The following is a 15,348-nucleotide window of genomic DNA, read 5'->3' as shown; positions in this document are numbered from 1 at the left end:
CTGCTGACAGTTTAAGCAAACGAGCAGTTAGGCGCTTATTCTCAGAACTAAAATGAGTATAATACCCCCGGTTTTGCGTCCCCATAGTTAAACGGATATAACGAGCCCCTCCTAAGGGCTAATTGTAGGTTCGATTCCTGCTGGGGACGCCATCAGCCTTCAAACACGCCGATGTTCGTCAGAATTGATTAGTCCTTCTTATAACGCCTCATGCGGGCATAACGCTCTATTGAACCTGAAGCGCCGGAGCCATAACAACGGCTAAACGCGGTTAGACTTAAGATATATATCCGTACATATACAAGGAAGTAATAATAAGGTTTGAGGTCTAATATTTAGGCGCTAATAACATAACCGAGTTAGCGGATCAACTCCCATCACTGAGCCGAGAAATTACCGTCAATGATACTAAGGCATGTTTATTTTCATATGGTTGCCAGAATGATTACATATTCATACTTCATATCCTGAAACCGCACGAAAGTTACTCTCAGCCCCCAACCAAGCAAACAACCGCTAACAGAGCGCGCGCTCTGCTCTATTATGTTAAACACTTTGCGCATCCTTTTTTATTCACGTAATTATCCATTAACAAAAATAGAAAAGCGGTCAAAGCCTCGACTGAGGTGTACTGAAAATAGGTTTTCGTCCCATGCTGTCATCCGGCGTAAAAATATTTGTATATACCGATTACTCAATCTCGTTTTATTATAAAATATCTTGTATGCTATTTATGTCCTTTCAACCATCAGGATGGAAAAAAATGACTGAAGCCTTCAAAATACTAAACAATATTCGTATATTACGAGCGCAGGCCCGCGAGGTCTCTCTGGAAACACTGGAAGAAATACTGGAGAAGCTTACCGCCATTGTTGAAGATCGCCGTGAAGAAGAATCGAAGATCCAACAAGAACAGGCTGAACGTCAGGCAAAAATCGAAGCCTTACGCGCCAAGCTTCTGGAAGACGGTATCGATCCGGCTGAATTATTAGAAGGTATAAAACCTAAACCGACTAAAGCCAAGCGCGCGCCTCGTCCCGCTAAATATAAATATATTGATGAGAATGGCGATGAAAAAACCTGGACCGGCCAGGGCCGTACTCCCAAAACCATCGCCGCCGCGCTTGAAAACGGGAAGACTTTGGAAGAGTTTGAGATCTAACGCTTGCGCTAGTACGGCGGAAATATACAGTGGAAGGGCCGCTCAATAGGCCCTTAGAAACAGGGCCGCTTATTATGAAATGTAATTTGCCCCTTGTTTTAATACCAGATCGCACGCTTTGGTTTTAACCTTTTCGGCCAACGGCGTATTGCCGATATTATTCAGGTTCAACTGGTTGCCGTCGCTGGTATTGAGCAAGCCGGCCAACCCTTGCGTATAATCCGTCTGTTGTTGTTGCTCCTGCGCGGAAGTAAGGCCAAGCTTATCCAATAATTGATTTTTGACATTTTCCGTATTGGTTGCTGAAACCAACTTTTGTTTCATACAATATTGCAGAATCCCAGCCGCGTTGTTCATATTATCAGCGCTCAACGCTTGATTGCCGCCATTGAGCAAGCCCGTCAATCCGCTCAGGCTTCCAGATGAAGAACTATTCTGACTTAATTGACCAACGGCGCTGGAAAGCGAATCCTGCAAACTTGCGGCCTGAACGTAGCCTGCCACCATAAAAGTTGCTAAACCAACAATATTTACTACGCCTCTAATTGCTTTCATAACACGCTTACTCTTTATTTGATCTAACATACAGGGAAAAATACAGCGTAGTACATTGCGTCAATCACAACCAGAGCTCCAACGCGGTTTGGCCAAAAATCAGAATATGATTACTGGAATATTGATTTGTGAGCTAAACGCCATCGTCCGTATTTTATGTGCCTTAAATTCGCGATCTTATCCTTCTGAACTCATCGCCGCCCTTGCGGTTTAAACACATTTTTAACCGTGTTTATTGTTAAGGCGTAAAACAAATAGGAATATCAGTATTTAGCTTTGCTAACAAAATCAACAAACAGATGGAATGGCATGTGCAGCATGGCCCATGTCTTGCTTAACCATTATTTTTCACAATTAATTCCGGCCACATTTCAAGCCATCGCTTACTATTTATTCTCTGCGTAAATGCTTGAAAACTACTCCTGGCATTGTATGTAACCGTTTTATTGAACAGGCATTCAAGGCCAAAAGGCGCAATGAACTGAATGCGTCCATCTATCCATCTCACGCCCACCGCCGTCTCGATTTCCGGCCAGTATGACATGGCTTCATGGATGTTTTTATATTGCTTTCTTTTCAATTTATAATGCATTCTCGCTTGGTTTTTTACTGAAAAATCAAGCGTTTTACTTGTTGATAACTTTAATTGAGATTCATAAAGAAGATCTTCTGATTCATCAATATTTTCTGAATTATAATAAATAACATCGATATCATTCAGCGCGGTGGGATGAGCGTAATTATGTAGCCTATCCCAAACCAAATTACGAATAAAACCAGCGGCGACCCAACAGTCGGGAATATTTAGCGAAGATACAATCTTAATGACTTTTAGTCTCATTTCGTCTTGCATTAGCCATAATCTAATCTGCGCCTCACAATCCATCTCCGCCTCCTGAAAATGAGATTTTCATCACTGATGAACAATATCATTGCGTAGGCATTAGAAGTCAATCGGTCATATTTTATGCCAAAACATATAAAAATTATTTATTTTAGTAAATAAGATAACAGCCGCCAGGAGCGTATAGCGGCCACATCAATACCGTAACAGGAATGCCGTGGAATACAGCTTTCATGCATAATGGGGAAGAACGCCGAACCAGTAACGAGTATCCGATACCTGCTGAACGTTAGCCGCGTCTCCGCATTGCCCTTTAATCCATGTAACGGGCTTAGAAAACAGACGCTGGTTCACGGTGATAGATGTCGGTGGATCATTTGCAATCTTTATTTTATCCTCATGCAACGCATTGTTATTCAAGCCGGGCTCATGGGTAAGCCATAGTTAACGAATGTTGGGTTCAATGCGATTCCCGTAGGCAAGGGCAAACCGGCAATCGCTTGTATGCTTGTACGATCGCCGCGGTAATAGTTTTAGCCACCCTGCCTGCTTCAGGATAATTTGAATAAGAGGAAGTGCTTTTGAGGCTTACGGTTATATTTATTGCCATCATCGCCCTATTGGCCGGTGTGTTTATGTATATGAGAGATACAGCGCCATTTCCATGGTGATAGACGCGGCATGGGGATACGCAAGGAAATATATAAATGAAACTCGTAATAGCATGTGCTGGCGTATTTTTATCGGTATTGGCGGTCGCTGGATGCAGCACTCGGAATAACGGCGGCGCCCCAAAATCCGTCGGCATGCCCAACCCGGCATCGGTATATTGTCAAGGGAAAGGCGGTAAATTAGAGATGGTTAGTACGGATAACGGAACGGTAGGATATTGTTTGCTGCCAAACGGTGAGCGCATTGAAGAGTGGACGCTTTATCGCCGCGATAATAAAAACCGCTAACCGCGGAAAACCTTTAAATTTAAACAAGATACATGGTTATTGTGGGCATCTTCTTCAATGTATAGGAATTATGCCCACAGGTACATCGTAAAAGATCCTACACGACAAAGGTCCACTCAGACGTTATCACGCTTGCTCGGCTTTTTTATCAAACAGCGCCCGCTTGATAAACTCCATTTTGGCCGTTTGGCGCCGCAACTCAAGGGTTCGTAAAGCGTCATAGACTTCGTCATCAAGGAAACCAACCTGCTTCAACAGGTTGATATCGTCATTGAGCTGCGAGATCTCTTCTTTGGTAATATCCGGTCTCATTCTATCCCCCTTTAGTTAAATACATTCGCCAGAACCCTAAGACTCCGCAAGAAGTCAGGTCGGGAAACGTTTTTATTTCTTGCCTGATATACGGGAAATCAAACTCACCACAAACAACACAACAGCGCCGACGATAAAACCAATCACCAAATTTGCCAGATTGACCATCAGCGCGCCGGTGAACCCGCCGAAGCGCGCATCAAAATCGCTAACCGTATGATGCAACAACGGTACGCCATGCACCACGATGCCGCCGCCGACTAAAAACATCGCCAACGTCCCAACCACTGAAAGCGTTTTCATCAGCCAGGGGGCGATCACCAGAAGCCCGGCTCCCACTTTTTGGGCAATAACAGAAGATTTCCGTTCAAGCCACATGCCCAGATCGTCGAGCTTAACAATGCCGGCCACAATACCGTACACGCCGACGGTGACCAAAAGCGCAATCCCCGCCAGCACCACAACCTGATTAAGCAGCGGCGCTTCAGAAACAATACCCAGCGTAATGGCAATAATCTCGGCCGAGAGGATAAAGTCGGTCCGGATCGCGCCCTTTACCTTATCGTTCTCATAAGAGGACGAGTCAGACTGAGCCGCCGCGAGTAACCGCTGCTGCCGGGACTCCTGCGTTTTCTCTTCTTTGCCGTGACGCAGCGTATGCACCACCTTCTCTACGCCTTCGTAACACAGGTAGGCGCCGCCGACCATCAGCAAAGGCGTAATCGCCCAGGGAATAAATGCGCTGATAAGCAGAGCTACCGGCACAAGAAATACTTTATTGAGCAAGGAACCTTTTGCAACCCGCCAGACGACGGGTAATTCACGGTTTGCTTTAACCCCGCTGACCTGTTGGGCGTTTAACGATAAGTCATCCCCCAATACGCCGGCTGTCTTTTTAGCGGCCATCTTTCCCATAACGGAAATATCATCCAGCAGCGTGGCGATATCATCCAGAAGCGTTAATAAACTAGCTCCAGCCAAAGTGTTGCTCCTCATTGATTCACATTTATTATGTTAACGGCAAAGACAAGCCTGCGATTTCATCACCATCATAAACGGAATCCTTACAGATTCCCATTCGCCCCCGGCGGTTCCCGGTGGCCGCAGCGTTTTTCCGTTTTACGCCCGAAGCGGACGAAGTTACGTTCGGCGCCACTAACGGCCTCAAAAATAAAACAATAAAATCAAATTGTTATACAACACCCGTCAATGTTAGTCAGATCACGCAGTGAATCCGGCTAAAAAACTTACGCTTTGTAGAAGCATAGGTTATTTAATCGACAAAAAATGTTTAAAAACCGCCCCTTAGCTTACTAACTTATTAATAATCATTATATTTTTATTATCTGAAAAAAAATGTTAACCTTAACAGTGGATAAATAATCTCCACATTGGAGTAAGGATAAGGTTTGCCGATATCGACAAAAAACACTTCAACTTGGCTGCACCTTGGTGCAGGCGCATTTTTCCGGGCGCATCAGGCCTGGTATCTAAATCAGTTGCGACGACAGGGTGACAACCATTGGCATATGGCGTTATCCAACATCCGCAATAGCTCTACTCAAAAAACACTGCAACAGCTCAAATCCCAAAACGGCCTCTATACACTCGAAACCATCTCTCCCGAAGGGGAACGTTGCTATGAAACCATCGACGCAGTGGATCAAATCCTGCTGTGGGATAGCCGTCTCGCTTCAACCGTAGCCGTGGGAGCAGCCCCAAGCACTGAAATTATTTCTTTCACCGTTACCGAAGGCGGATACTTCCTGGATGACGACGGTCACCTTGATTTATCTCACCCCGCGATAAAGGCCGACCTCCATGATGAAGGTGAAATAAATACTTTATATGGAGCGCTGACGCTGATCCTGACCGCCCGCCAGCAGCAAAAAAGCGGCCCGGTTACTCTGCTCTGTTGCGACAATCTGAGCCAGAACGGCGACAGTTTTTCTCAGGGGATGCGTGAATTTCTGGAAGCTAAGCAACGCGCAGATCTGATTGACTGGATGGCGGAACAAACGACCGCGCCGAACAGTATGGTCGACCGCATCACCCCGAAATTCGACGATTCGCTCTATGAGCGCTTAGCGCAGCAAGGCATTACCGACGATGCCGCGCCCTTGTCTTGCGAAAGTTTCGCCCGCTGGGTGATCGAAGATCGCTTCGCCGGCAAACGCCCCGCGCTGCAACAGGTCGGCGTCGAATTTGTCGACGACGTTACGCCGGTCGAAGAGGCTAAAATTCGCCTGCTTAACGCCAGCCACAGCGGCATCGCCTGGGCCGGAGCGCTGCAGGGCAAACGCTATATTGATGAAAGCCTTCCTCAATATGTGACGAACTGGATCCGCGATTACGTCCTGCAGGATGTCGGCCCCGCGCTGCAACAGCGAGGTATCGAGCTCGATCTGCCGGCCGAATGCGACAGCGTACTCGCCCGTTTTGGTAATCGCTGGGTTCGCGACACCGTCGCTCGCGTGTCATCCGACAGCATCGCCAAGCTGCATGGGTTTATCGTTCCGACCCTGAAGGATTGTTACCGTCAGGGCAAAGTGCCGCGGGCAACGCTGCGTTTACCGGCGCTGTTTTTTCTGTTTCTGCAGCAGTACCACAATAACTCGCTGCCGTTCAGCTATGAAGATCGCGCGATGGACAGCGTAGATGTGGAAAGTATTTTCACCGCGGAAGACCCGCTGGCCGCGTTCGCCGGCCAGTCCGCATTATTCGGCATGGTTCGTCGTCAAGAGTCCTTTATCGACCATTTACGCACGGCCGTTGATGAGATTCGGACAACTTTCCATGCATTACCTAAGGGGGAATGACATGAAAAAGCATTTGATGATTGTGTCAGGGACGTTTATCGCCGCTGCGCTGTCGATACTGGTTCTTTATCATTGGCCGATTGCGTTGGGGACACTGGCCGCATGGGTAACCACCGGTTCTTTCTTTTTGCAGGTGGTTCACATTATTCGTAATAAAGATACCACCGGTATTTCATTGGGCATGTATGCCGCGCTGTTCTTCGGTGTTTCCTGCTGGACCGCTTACGGTTTTAAAGTTCAGGATGTGCCGGTAATGACGGCAAATGGCATCACCACGTTACTGGCCCTGGTGGTCATTGCGTTAAAACTCTACAACGAACGGGAAATCAAGCCCCGCAAACGCCGTAAAGTAAAAACCGCGCCTTTATCGCCAACGTCGACTCAGAACCATTTGTCCGCCGCCGGCGTACTGAAAAGTAAGCAGGTTTGAATCAATAACGACCATAAGCTGAACTACGCGTTTTTAGGCCATATAGAGACAGCAAACCGGTTATCTCATCGATTCCACAAGCCACCCGCTATATACGCGGGTGGTTTAATTTAACGGCAAAACCAGCGGGGTGAGTGATATCAGACGGCATCCAATCGTCCGATATGTTTTTTAGCGGCCCGCGCCATATACCGGAAATTGCGCGCACAGCGTCAACGCCGCATCACGAACGCGAGTCAGCACCGCTTCATCCTGCGGATCATCAAGCAGATCGGCGATCAAATCAGCCAACAGGCGCGATTCTTTTTCGCCGAATCCCCGCGTGGTAATAGCCGGAGCGCCGATGCGAATACCGCTGGTGACGCTCGCCTTCTGAGTATCGCCGGGAATGGCGTTTTTATTGAGCGTGATATGAGCCTGTTCCAACAGCGCTTCCGCCGCTTTCCCGCTGATGCCTTTGCTGCGCAGATCCACTAAAAACATATGGCAGTCCGTACCGCCGGAAATAATGCGTAGTCCGCGCTGCTCAAGCACCTGAGCCATAGCGCGGGCGTTTGCAATAACCTGTTTCTGATAGCTTTTGAAACCGTCCGTCGCCGCTTCACGAAAAGCCACCGCTTTGGCGGCGATAATGTGCATCAACGGTCCGCCCTGATAGAGAGGGAATAGCGTTTTATCCAATGCGGCGCCAAACTCTTTTTTAGCCAGAATCAGCCCTCCACGCGGGCCGCGCAGCGTTTTATGCGTTGTCGAGGTGACAAAATCGGCGATCCCTACCGGCGATGGGTAGACTCCCGCAGCCACCAGCCCGGCGTAGTGAGCCATATCCACCATTAAATAAGCGCCGATGTCGTCACAGATGCGGCGGAAACGAGCGAAATCGATCGTGCGCGAGTAGGCGGATGCGCCGGCGATAATCAATTTCGGCCGATGCTCTTTTGCCAACCGCTCTACCTGCTGATAATCAATTTCGTCGTTTTGCGGATCCAGCCCATAGGAAAAGGCGCGATACATACGGCCGGAAAAGTTTACGCCGGCACCATGAGTCAAATGACCGCCATCAGACAAGGCCATGCCGAGAATCGTATCGCCGGGCTTCAATACCGTGAGAAACACCGCCTGATTGGCTTGAGAACCGGAATGGGGCTGAACATTGGCGTATTCAGCGTTAAACAGCGACTTAGCGCGCTCTATCGCCAGCGTTTCAACTTCATCGACAACATGGCATCCGCCGTAATAACGTCGGCCCGGATAACCCTCCGCGTACTTATTGGTCAGCACCGATCCCTGAGCCTCCAATACGGCCGGGCTAACGTAATTTTCTGAGGCGATAAGCTCTATATTATTTTCCTGTCTTGCCAGCTCACGGGCCAGCAAAGGCGCGATATCAGGATCGATAGTTGAAAGTTCCATGCGTTTTTCCATTAAAATCTTATTACCCATAATTGACCAGCGGCAGCGCAGACCGTAGAAACCGATTTCGTCGGCCGCGCTTTAAACGTCGATACGGCTTTCTTTGCGCCGCATCGATTCGCTGGCATATGGTATTAATTAATTGATATTTAAATGATTACATCATCTTTTTTTCGCCGTTGGCGTAGGAGAAAATGTACATCTAAAGCAGGCCCGACGATATGAACAGTTGGGCGCGATATAAGGCAGAACAGATGGAAGAGCAAACGTGTCGCTACCGGTGGATAGCCGAGATGATCAAACGGGCGATTATTGACGGAACGTTATCGCCGGGTCAACGGCTCCCCTCGGTCAGAAAGCTGGCCGCACAATATGGCGCGAGCGTTACGACCACGTTAAAAGCGCTGCGCACCCTTGAGGACGAACACTACGCCCAGGCCCGCCCTCAATCCGGCTTTTATGCCTGCCTTCCCGATAAGGCGCCGCCCGCGCCGCTGCGGCCGGTAACGATTACCCCGCTGGATCCGCAAACCGAATTGCATCTGGCGATGGTCGGCAGCGATTGCCGCGTACGGCTGGATCTGGCTAACGGCGACGGCGACCTCTACCCCATCCGTAAAATCAGCCGGCTGATGCGCCAGTTCAGCTACCGTCAGCCGCAGTTGCTGGGTCATCCGGTCAAGGGAATAGGTTATCCACCGTTACAGGCGGAAATTGCCCGCCGGGCGCTGGATTACGGCTGTAACCTTAAGGCCGATGAGATCATTATCACCAACGGCTGTCTTGAGGCGTTGTCGCTGGCACTGCGGGCCGTGACCGAGCCTGGCGACAGCGTGGCGGTGGATTCGCCCTGCTATTTTGTCCTGCTGCAAATGCTGCGTAATCTGGGGCTAAAGGTGGTGGAAGTCGGTCATGACGACAGCGGTACTACCGATGCCGGGCAATTGGCCGCCTTGTTCAGCCAACGGGTGGTAAAAGCCTGGGTGGCGCTCGCCAACGTCAACAACCCGGTCGGCAGTATTATCTCCGACGAAAGAAAAACCTATCTCACTAAATTGGCTGATGAACATGATGTCACCATTATCGAGGACGACACCTTTGGCGATACCGCGTTCGGCGACTCGCGCCCTTTCCCGCTCCGCGCTTTCAGCCCCAATGTCATACTGTGCAGCGGTTTTTCCAAAACGGTAGCGCCGGGGCTCAGGCTCGGCTGGCTGAGCGGCGGGAAATGGAATCGAAAAATCGCGTCGCTGAAATACACATCCACAATGGGAACCACCATGCTGCCGCAAACCGCCGTCGCCGAGTTTCTGAAAACCGGCGGTTACGATGCCCATCTGCGCCGGCTACGACGCGAGTTGTCGCGCCAAATCACGCTGCTGCGCAACGCCGTGTTAAATTACTTTCCGCCGGGCACGCGGGTTTCGAAACCGCTGGGGGGATATGTTCTGTGGCTCGAACTGCCGCCGGGCTGCGTACCCGCCCATGAGCTGTTTATCAAAGCGCGCGAGCAAGGCATCGGTATTGCCCCCGGCTATCTTTTTTCCACCGATCGACGTTACGACCACTGCCTGCGGCTGAATGCCGGGTTTGGCTGGAGCGAAGACGTCGATCAGGCATTACAACGCTTGGCCCAGTGGTGCCGACGGCTTATCTGACGAAAATAGCGAAGCGGACGGCGGCTATTCGCCATCGCCAGTCATGAAAATCCGCCTCAATTTTTCACTCAATGGATAATTAAGGTTGATCTGAATACCGGGAAGCGGCTGAGTAAACCAGCGCGCATAAATATCATAGATCTCATGACTGGCGTAAATCTGCCGCAACGCGTCATTGACCGCATGATGAAACGCCTCATCGTCACGGCGCATCATAAAGCCATATTTTGCATCATCGTCAATGACGTCATCGGATATGACGTAATCCTGCGGGTTGGGCGTGCGGGCGACCATGGTGCGCAGTAATATATCGTCCATGGCGAAAGCCGAAACCTGTTCCTGACCGACCATATCAAAGGCTTTCTGTATGCTGTCCGTGACCACGGCGGAAAGATTCAACTTCATTTCCCGGTTGACCCGATTGATTTGGCTGGCGTTGATTGTGCCGAGAACGATGCTGATGCTCCGGCCGCGCAGGTTCTCCAGCGAATGCAAATTGTTTTTACGCAAGGAAACATAGCGGGTGCCCACCATAAAGTAGCTGATGGAGAATGCGGCGTTGCGGCGCCGCTCCTCGGACGAATTGGTACTGGTCACGCATTCAATATCGATAGCGCCATTGCTGACCTGCCGTATGCGGTTGGCCGGCGTCCGGAATACATATTCAATATCGAGCTTGTCCAATCCCAGCCTGACTCTGAGCGCTTCGGAGATACGTTTGCACAGATCAATCGAATAGCCGATCACCACGCCTTCCGGGCCGACATAGGAAAACGGCGGTTCATCGCCATAGCCAATGCGGATCGTTCCGGTCTGACGGATCCGATCGAGCGTGGAATCAATGTCGGCAGCCTGCGACAAATCGCTTCCCGTAGCCCCGACGATAAACAAGACAATAAGAAAATGACGCAAGCGTTTTCTATATCCGGACATCGCTCATCTCTCCTTTAGTCGAGGTACTCTTCCGGCTGCGCCAAAACCGCCTTAAGACTGTCCGGCATAGGGAAACGAAGATTGACGCCGTCCGGCGGGATCGGCGAGAGAAACCATTTGTCATAAATGGCATTTATTTCGCCCTGGGTGAAAATATGACGCAGTTCCTCATTCACTAATTGCTTGAAAACAGGTTCTCCCGGCGGCAGCAGAATGCCGTAGGGTTCAGGACGACTTAAATAATCTTCGGAAAGGATGAAATCGGATGGATTGTCGGAAGACGCCACCAGCCCCGCCAACAGAATATCATCCATCACAAAGGCCGATACGCTGCCTTTCGCCACCAGATTAAAGGCATCTTTATTCAGCTTTTTCAGTACGACGGAAATATTGAGCTTCATTCGGCTATTCGCTGCATTTAATTGCTCAAAGTTGACCGTACCGCTGCTCGCCGAGACGCTGCGTCCGGCCAGATCGGCAATTCTTTTAATGCCGGTCCGCTTCAAGGCAACAAAGCGGGTCGATGCGACAAAGTGCGGATAGGAGAACTCGGCCATTTTCCGCCTTTCGCGGTTATTCGTCGTCGCGGCGCACTCCAGATCGACTCCGTGATTGCGAATAAGGGGAAAACGCGTCGCCGTTGTCACCGGGATAAAAGCAATCTGTATATCATCCATGTCCAGATACCTTTTTATTCCTTCCACCACGCGCAGACAGAGATCGACCGTATAACCGATAGCGCGGCCGTCCACCGTATAGGAAAACGGCGGTTCATCAACACGGTGGCCGATTTTTATCGTTTTGGTCTGTGCGATTTTTGTCAGCGTATTATCCATTGGCACGTCGGCGGCGGCCTGCTGCAACGGTAGCAACAGCATGATGGAAATTAGAATCCTTCGTCTGGAGTTCGCCTGGCGATAACGGCATGCCATAGTGAAAATACGTGACGCCATCCTATAGGTTATCTGCGCACATCTGATTATTCGGGTTTGAGAGCCATTTAATAAATACCGCATAGTTCAACCTATTATCGCCGTTACTGGTCGCGCCTCACCTATTTGGTGACCCTGTACATATTGACACCCTGCATGACGTAACAGATTCAGTTGCCGTTCGGTTTCCACGCCTTCCGCAACGCACTCCATCCCCAGTTGATTCACCAACCTGATGATGTTGCTCACAATAACGCGCTTCGACTCGCGCTCTTCCAAATCAGCGACCAGCCCTTTATCCAACTTAACCCGGGTAAAAGGAAAATCGGCAAGGCAATCCAGCGATGAATAGCCGGTGCCCAAATCATCCAGCGCGATCGCGATTCCCATGGATTGTATCTGCTGTAATACGGGCAGCGCGCTCTGGCGATCCAGCAGAATAGACTCCGTTACCTCTAGTTCAATGCGCGAAGCCGGCAATCCGCTTTTCTCCAGTGCGCGGGCCAGAGTATCGGTAAGTCCGGGATAGTGAATCTGAATCCCCGATACATTCACCGAAACGCGTTGCCGCTCGGAAAAATACAGCATGGCATCGGAGCAGGCTTGTTGAATAACCCACTCGCCCAGTTTAACAATCAGCCCGGTTTGTTCCGCCAGCGAAATAAACATATCCGGCATCAATAAATTACTGGAGTCATGACGCCAGCGGACCAGCGCTTCATAACCGACAACGGCGTTGTCCGACAGACGTATCAGCGGCTGATAATAAAGTTCGAACTCCTTGCGGGACATCGCGCCTTCAATATCCAGTTCTTTGATATTCTGGGCCGAACTCGGCATAGCCATCCCATATTCAAAATAGTGATAATTATTCCGGCCGGAGCTTTTAGAAGCATAAAGCGCCACATCGGCATTTTTCATCAGGCTATTCGATGTCTCGCCATGCAGCGGCGCGCTGGCGATACCAATGCTGATCCCGACGCAAAACTCATGTCCCTGACAGTAAAAAGGCGCGGATATCGCCGAGATAACCTTCTCCGCCAGTTGGCGCGCCTCCTGTATCGGTTTTTCCTTCACCTGCTGGATCAGCGCAAACTCATCCCCTCCCAGCCGGGCAACGACGTCTTCATTACCGATCAATAAGGAAATTCGTTCGCTGACATTAATCAACAGCGCATCCCCCACCGGGTGGCCGTAGGTATCGTTGACGTTTTTGAAATAGTCCAGATCGAGCAGCATCAAATTAAAATACGCGTTTTTAGATTTCAGCCTGGCGATGGAACCCTCCAAGGCGCCGCTGAAAAAAGTACGGTTGGGAAGACCGGTCAGATGATCGTGATGAGCCATGTATTCCATTTTCCGCGCGGTATCTTTGATCTGCTGCAGATGTTCCCGCTCCACCATCGCCTGCCGCAATTTTTCGATGGCAAAGGCCAGATGGCCGATTTCATCGTTTCTCTGCTGGAGCGGCGTGATATTCGCGGTATCGCCATGAGCGATGCGCGTCAGGGCTTGAATCAGCGTCGGAACCGAGTGGAAAAACTGCCGCATGAGCAGACTGATAATCAATCCCGTCACCAGCAACACCACCCATAGACCGATAAGCGAATTACGCAACAAAGTATTATGGGTGCGGTAAAGCGCCTGCTTTTCGCCGATGCTGCTCACCAAAGCGCCAAGCAATTTACCCGACGGCGTCATAATAGGAAGAACGCTGGCAAAGTAGGTTTTACCACTAATACGGATAAAGCCAGCGAAGGTATTCATCATCGTATCCGGCGCCACCGGTTTCCGTTCCTCCAGTTCTAGAACGTCTCCCCCTTCATTGCCGCTGGCGTCCGTAATGCTGGCGAATCCCTCATTTTCACGGTAATGAAACAGCCAAACGCGATTATTGGTCTGCATGGCAATCAGGGAAAGCACATCCACGGGATTAAACCCCGTTTGCAGAATGGACTCGTCATCGCCCAGAAAATTTTCCGTCACGATGCCCGTGATCAGACCGGCCTCATCCATACGGGCGACAACCGATGTATATATGCTTCGGACAATGTAACTCATGATATGGGCATTGGTATCCGCCTGACGCCGCCACTGTTCCTGCGAGTTTTTATCGACAATAAACCAACCCGCCGCCGCCCCCACGCCATATGAAAAAAGAATACCAATGAGAAGAAATAACGTAACTCTCCCTAAAATCGAACGGCGCCAACCATGCCGACGATACAGAGAAGCAGAGCCTTTTCCCTCCGGTACTTCCTGTTTTAATTCTTCAGTTACTCTGGTCCGGGATATCATCAGCCAAAACTCTTCATCCGTTACAAATGTTTGTGTATTTGAGAGTGAAATATATTGCAGCTAAAAAATAAAAAAGAGCACGAACGGTCAAAGAAGAAAAATCTGGAGCTTCCATCTATTATTAATCGGATAAGGGACTATTTTTTATATCCTTTCTCCATTAATCTTTCGCGTTATTAACTTTACTAAACGGCTCTCTGGCCGGGCTGGGTCTGGATGATACGGCGGCCGCGCCCCCTGCTCCCGAAGACGTATACCGCCGCTGCTTTCACGTATCCAGATACCCATAGGGTATAGGTACTTAGCAGCTAAATGAAAATTAATATAATAAAACGCCTATATCCCTCTCCCTTTTATACCACCAAAAATAAGGTCTACAACACATTATCTGAAAGAAGTTATTGTTATGGCAGAAGGAAAACATAACGTCAAAACGATACGTTAATATATTTACAATACCTATCTGGAATAAAATAATAAATGAACAAATTAAAAGTGACTAAATTATTATTCCAGTTTAATAAAACGGATGTTTTTTAAACACAATCAAATCAATAAACGCGCATATCGTGCGTAATTTAATAGGCAGCGCAAATCACTATCTTGGATACCCTGTTTGCCCTTGATATATTTGGAGAATAATTTATGCCTGCGCGCTCCCTCCATTGAGTATAATGTGCCGATTCCCATTGCGGCTCCGTCAAAAAGCCAGTTTTCTCAGCCTACCACACAACATCTGATTTGTATCAGTATTATTATATCCTCCGCCTTTCAGATTGCAGGCGCGTCGACCGCCCTGTTCCACCTTGAAATCTATTGGGTATAACCCCTTATCCTTTTCGCCTTGTTGCGGCATTGGCCTTCCGCGCTTAACCAGTTCAACCTTTTGGGCCCCGCGCTTCGTAGTCAAAATCGCTCAGGATGATTATCACCGTAGAAAATTCTTATCATCCTACTCAATTTTTACCGTTTCAGCCGATTAGAGTCAATGCGTTAGTGTTTTGCGTCTTCTCTCGCGGGCGGAATATCGGTT

General features: G+C 49.3%; 13 protein-coding genes and 1 tRNA gene. 6 read left to right on the top strand and 8 right to left on the bottom strand.

The window, feature by feature from the left end:
- The first annotated feature begins 77 nt into the window (after positions 1-77).
- Positions 78-152: transfer RNA gene (locus tag HC231_RS06925), tRNA-Arg, on the top strand.
- A 611-nt stretch (positions 153-763) separates the two neighbouring features.
- Positions 764-1,162 carry an H-NS family histone-like protein gene (locus HC231_RS06920; RefSeq protein ID WP_208230325.1) on the top strand — a complete coding sequence of 133 codons (399 nt, stop codon included), beginning with the start codon at positions 764-766 and terminating at the stop codon, positions 1,160-1,162.
- Positions 1,163-1,234: 72 nt separating this feature from the next.
- Here HC231_RS06920 and HC231_RS06915 read toward each other — a convergent pair whose 3' ends face one another.
- Positions 1,235-1,717, bottom strand: a complete 483-nt coding sequence (locus tag HC231_RS06915; protein WP_208231244.1) for a YjjA family protein — start codon at positions 1,715-1,717, stop codon at positions 1,235-1,237.
- Between the two features lie 334 nt (positions 1,718-2,051).
- On the bottom strand, positions 2,052-2,603 hold the full coding sequence (locus HC231_RS06910; protein WP_208230324.1) for a nucleotidyltransferase family protein: 552 nt from the start codon (positions 2,601-2,603) through the stop codon (positions 2,052-2,054).
- Positions 2,604-3,268: 665 nt separating this feature from the next.
- Between HC231_RS06910 and HC231_RS06905 the strand changes: the two genes are divergently transcribed.
- A complete protein-coding gene (locus tag HC231_RS06905) occupies positions 3,269-3,520 on the top strand; it encodes a putative hemolysin (protein WP_208230323.1) in 252 nt (83 codons plus the stop codon).
- A gap of 126 nt (positions 3,521-3,646) precedes the next feature.
- On the opposite strand, the gene HC231_RS06900 is transcribed toward HC231_RS06905, so the two are convergent.
- On the bottom strand, positions 3,647-3,832 hold the full coding sequence (locus HC231_RS06900; RefSeq protein ID WP_208230322.1) for a hypothetical protein: 186 nt from the start codon (positions 3,830-3,832) through the stop codon (positions 3,647-3,649).
- 72 nt (positions 3,833-3,904) lie between these two features.
- Positions 3,905-4,813 carry a DUF808 family protein gene (locus tag HC231_RS06895; RefSeq protein WP_208230321.1) on the bottom strand — a complete coding sequence of 303 codons (909 nt, stop codon included), beginning with the start codon at positions 4,811-4,813 and terminating at the stop codon, positions 3,905-3,907.
- A 428-nt stretch (positions 4,814-5,241) separates the two neighbouring features.
- On the opposite strand from HC231_RS06895, the gene dalD reads away from it, so the two are divergent.
- Both dalD and HC231_RS06885 read left to right on the top strand, forming a co-directional pair.
- On the top strand, positions 5,242-6,651 hold the full coding sequence (dalD, locus tag HC231_RS06890; RefSeq protein ID WP_208230320.1) for a D-arabinitol 4-dehydrogenase: 1,410 nt from the start codon (positions 5,242-5,244) through the stop codon (positions 6,649-6,651).
- Between the two features lies 1 nt (position 6,652).
- Entirely contained in the window at positions 6,653-7,081 is a 429-nt protein-coding gene (locus tag HC231_RS06885) for a SemiSWEET family sugar transporter (protein ID WP_208230319.1), read from the top strand.
- A gap of 171 nt (positions 7,082-7,252) precedes the next feature.
- Here the strand turns inward: HC231_RS06885 and glyA are convergent, their stop codons facing one another.
- The gene (gene glyA / locus HC231_RS06880) at positions 7,253-8,524 is read right to left on the bottom strand and encodes a serine hydroxymethyltransferase (protein ID WP_281397395.1); all 1,272 of its coding nucleotides are present in this window, start codon (positions 8,522-8,524) and stop codon (positions 7,253-7,255) included.
- A 224-nt stretch (positions 8,525-8,748) separates the two neighbouring features.
- Between glyA and HC231_RS06875 the strand changes: the two genes are divergently transcribed.
- Positions 8,749-10,152, top strand: coding sequence for an aminotransferase-like domain-containing protein (locus HC231_RS06875; protein ID WP_246494713.1), 1,404 nt, complete (start codon positions 8,749-8,751; stop codon positions 10,150-10,152).
- A gap of 24 nt (positions 10,153-10,176) precedes the next feature.
- Here HC231_RS06875 and HC231_RS06870 read toward each other — a convergent pair whose 3' ends face one another.
- The 3 genes from HC231_RS06870 to HC231_RS06860 form a co-directional block, all read right to left on the bottom strand.
- Positions 10,177-11,085, bottom strand: coding sequence for an amino acid ABC transporter substrate-binding protein (locus tag HC231_RS06870; RefSeq protein ID WP_208230316.1), 909 nt, complete (start codon positions 11,083-11,085; stop codon positions 10,177-10,179).
- Between the two features lie 14 nt (positions 11,086-11,099).
- The gene (locus HC231_RS06865) at positions 11,100-11,963 is read right to left on the bottom strand and encodes an amino acid ABC transporter substrate-binding protein (RefSeq protein ID WP_208230315.1); all 864 of its coding nucleotides are present in this window, start codon (positions 11,961-11,963) and stop codon (positions 11,100-11,102) included.
- A 141-nt stretch (positions 11,964-12,104) separates the two neighbouring features.
- Entirely contained in the window at positions 12,105-14,315 is a 2,211-nt protein-coding gene (locus tag HC231_RS06860) for a bifunctional diguanylate cyclase/phosphodiesterase (protein WP_208230314.1), read from the bottom strand.
- Between the last annotated feature and the right edge of the window lie 1,033 nt (positions 14,316-15,348).

Source organism: Brenneria izadpanahii, from assembly GCF_017569925.1.
Lineage (GTDB): Bacteria > Pseudomonadota > Gammaproteobacteria > Enterobacterales > Enterobacteriaceae > Brenneria > Brenneria izadpanahii.
This window is presented reverse-complemented; position numbering and strand designations above follow the sequence as displayed.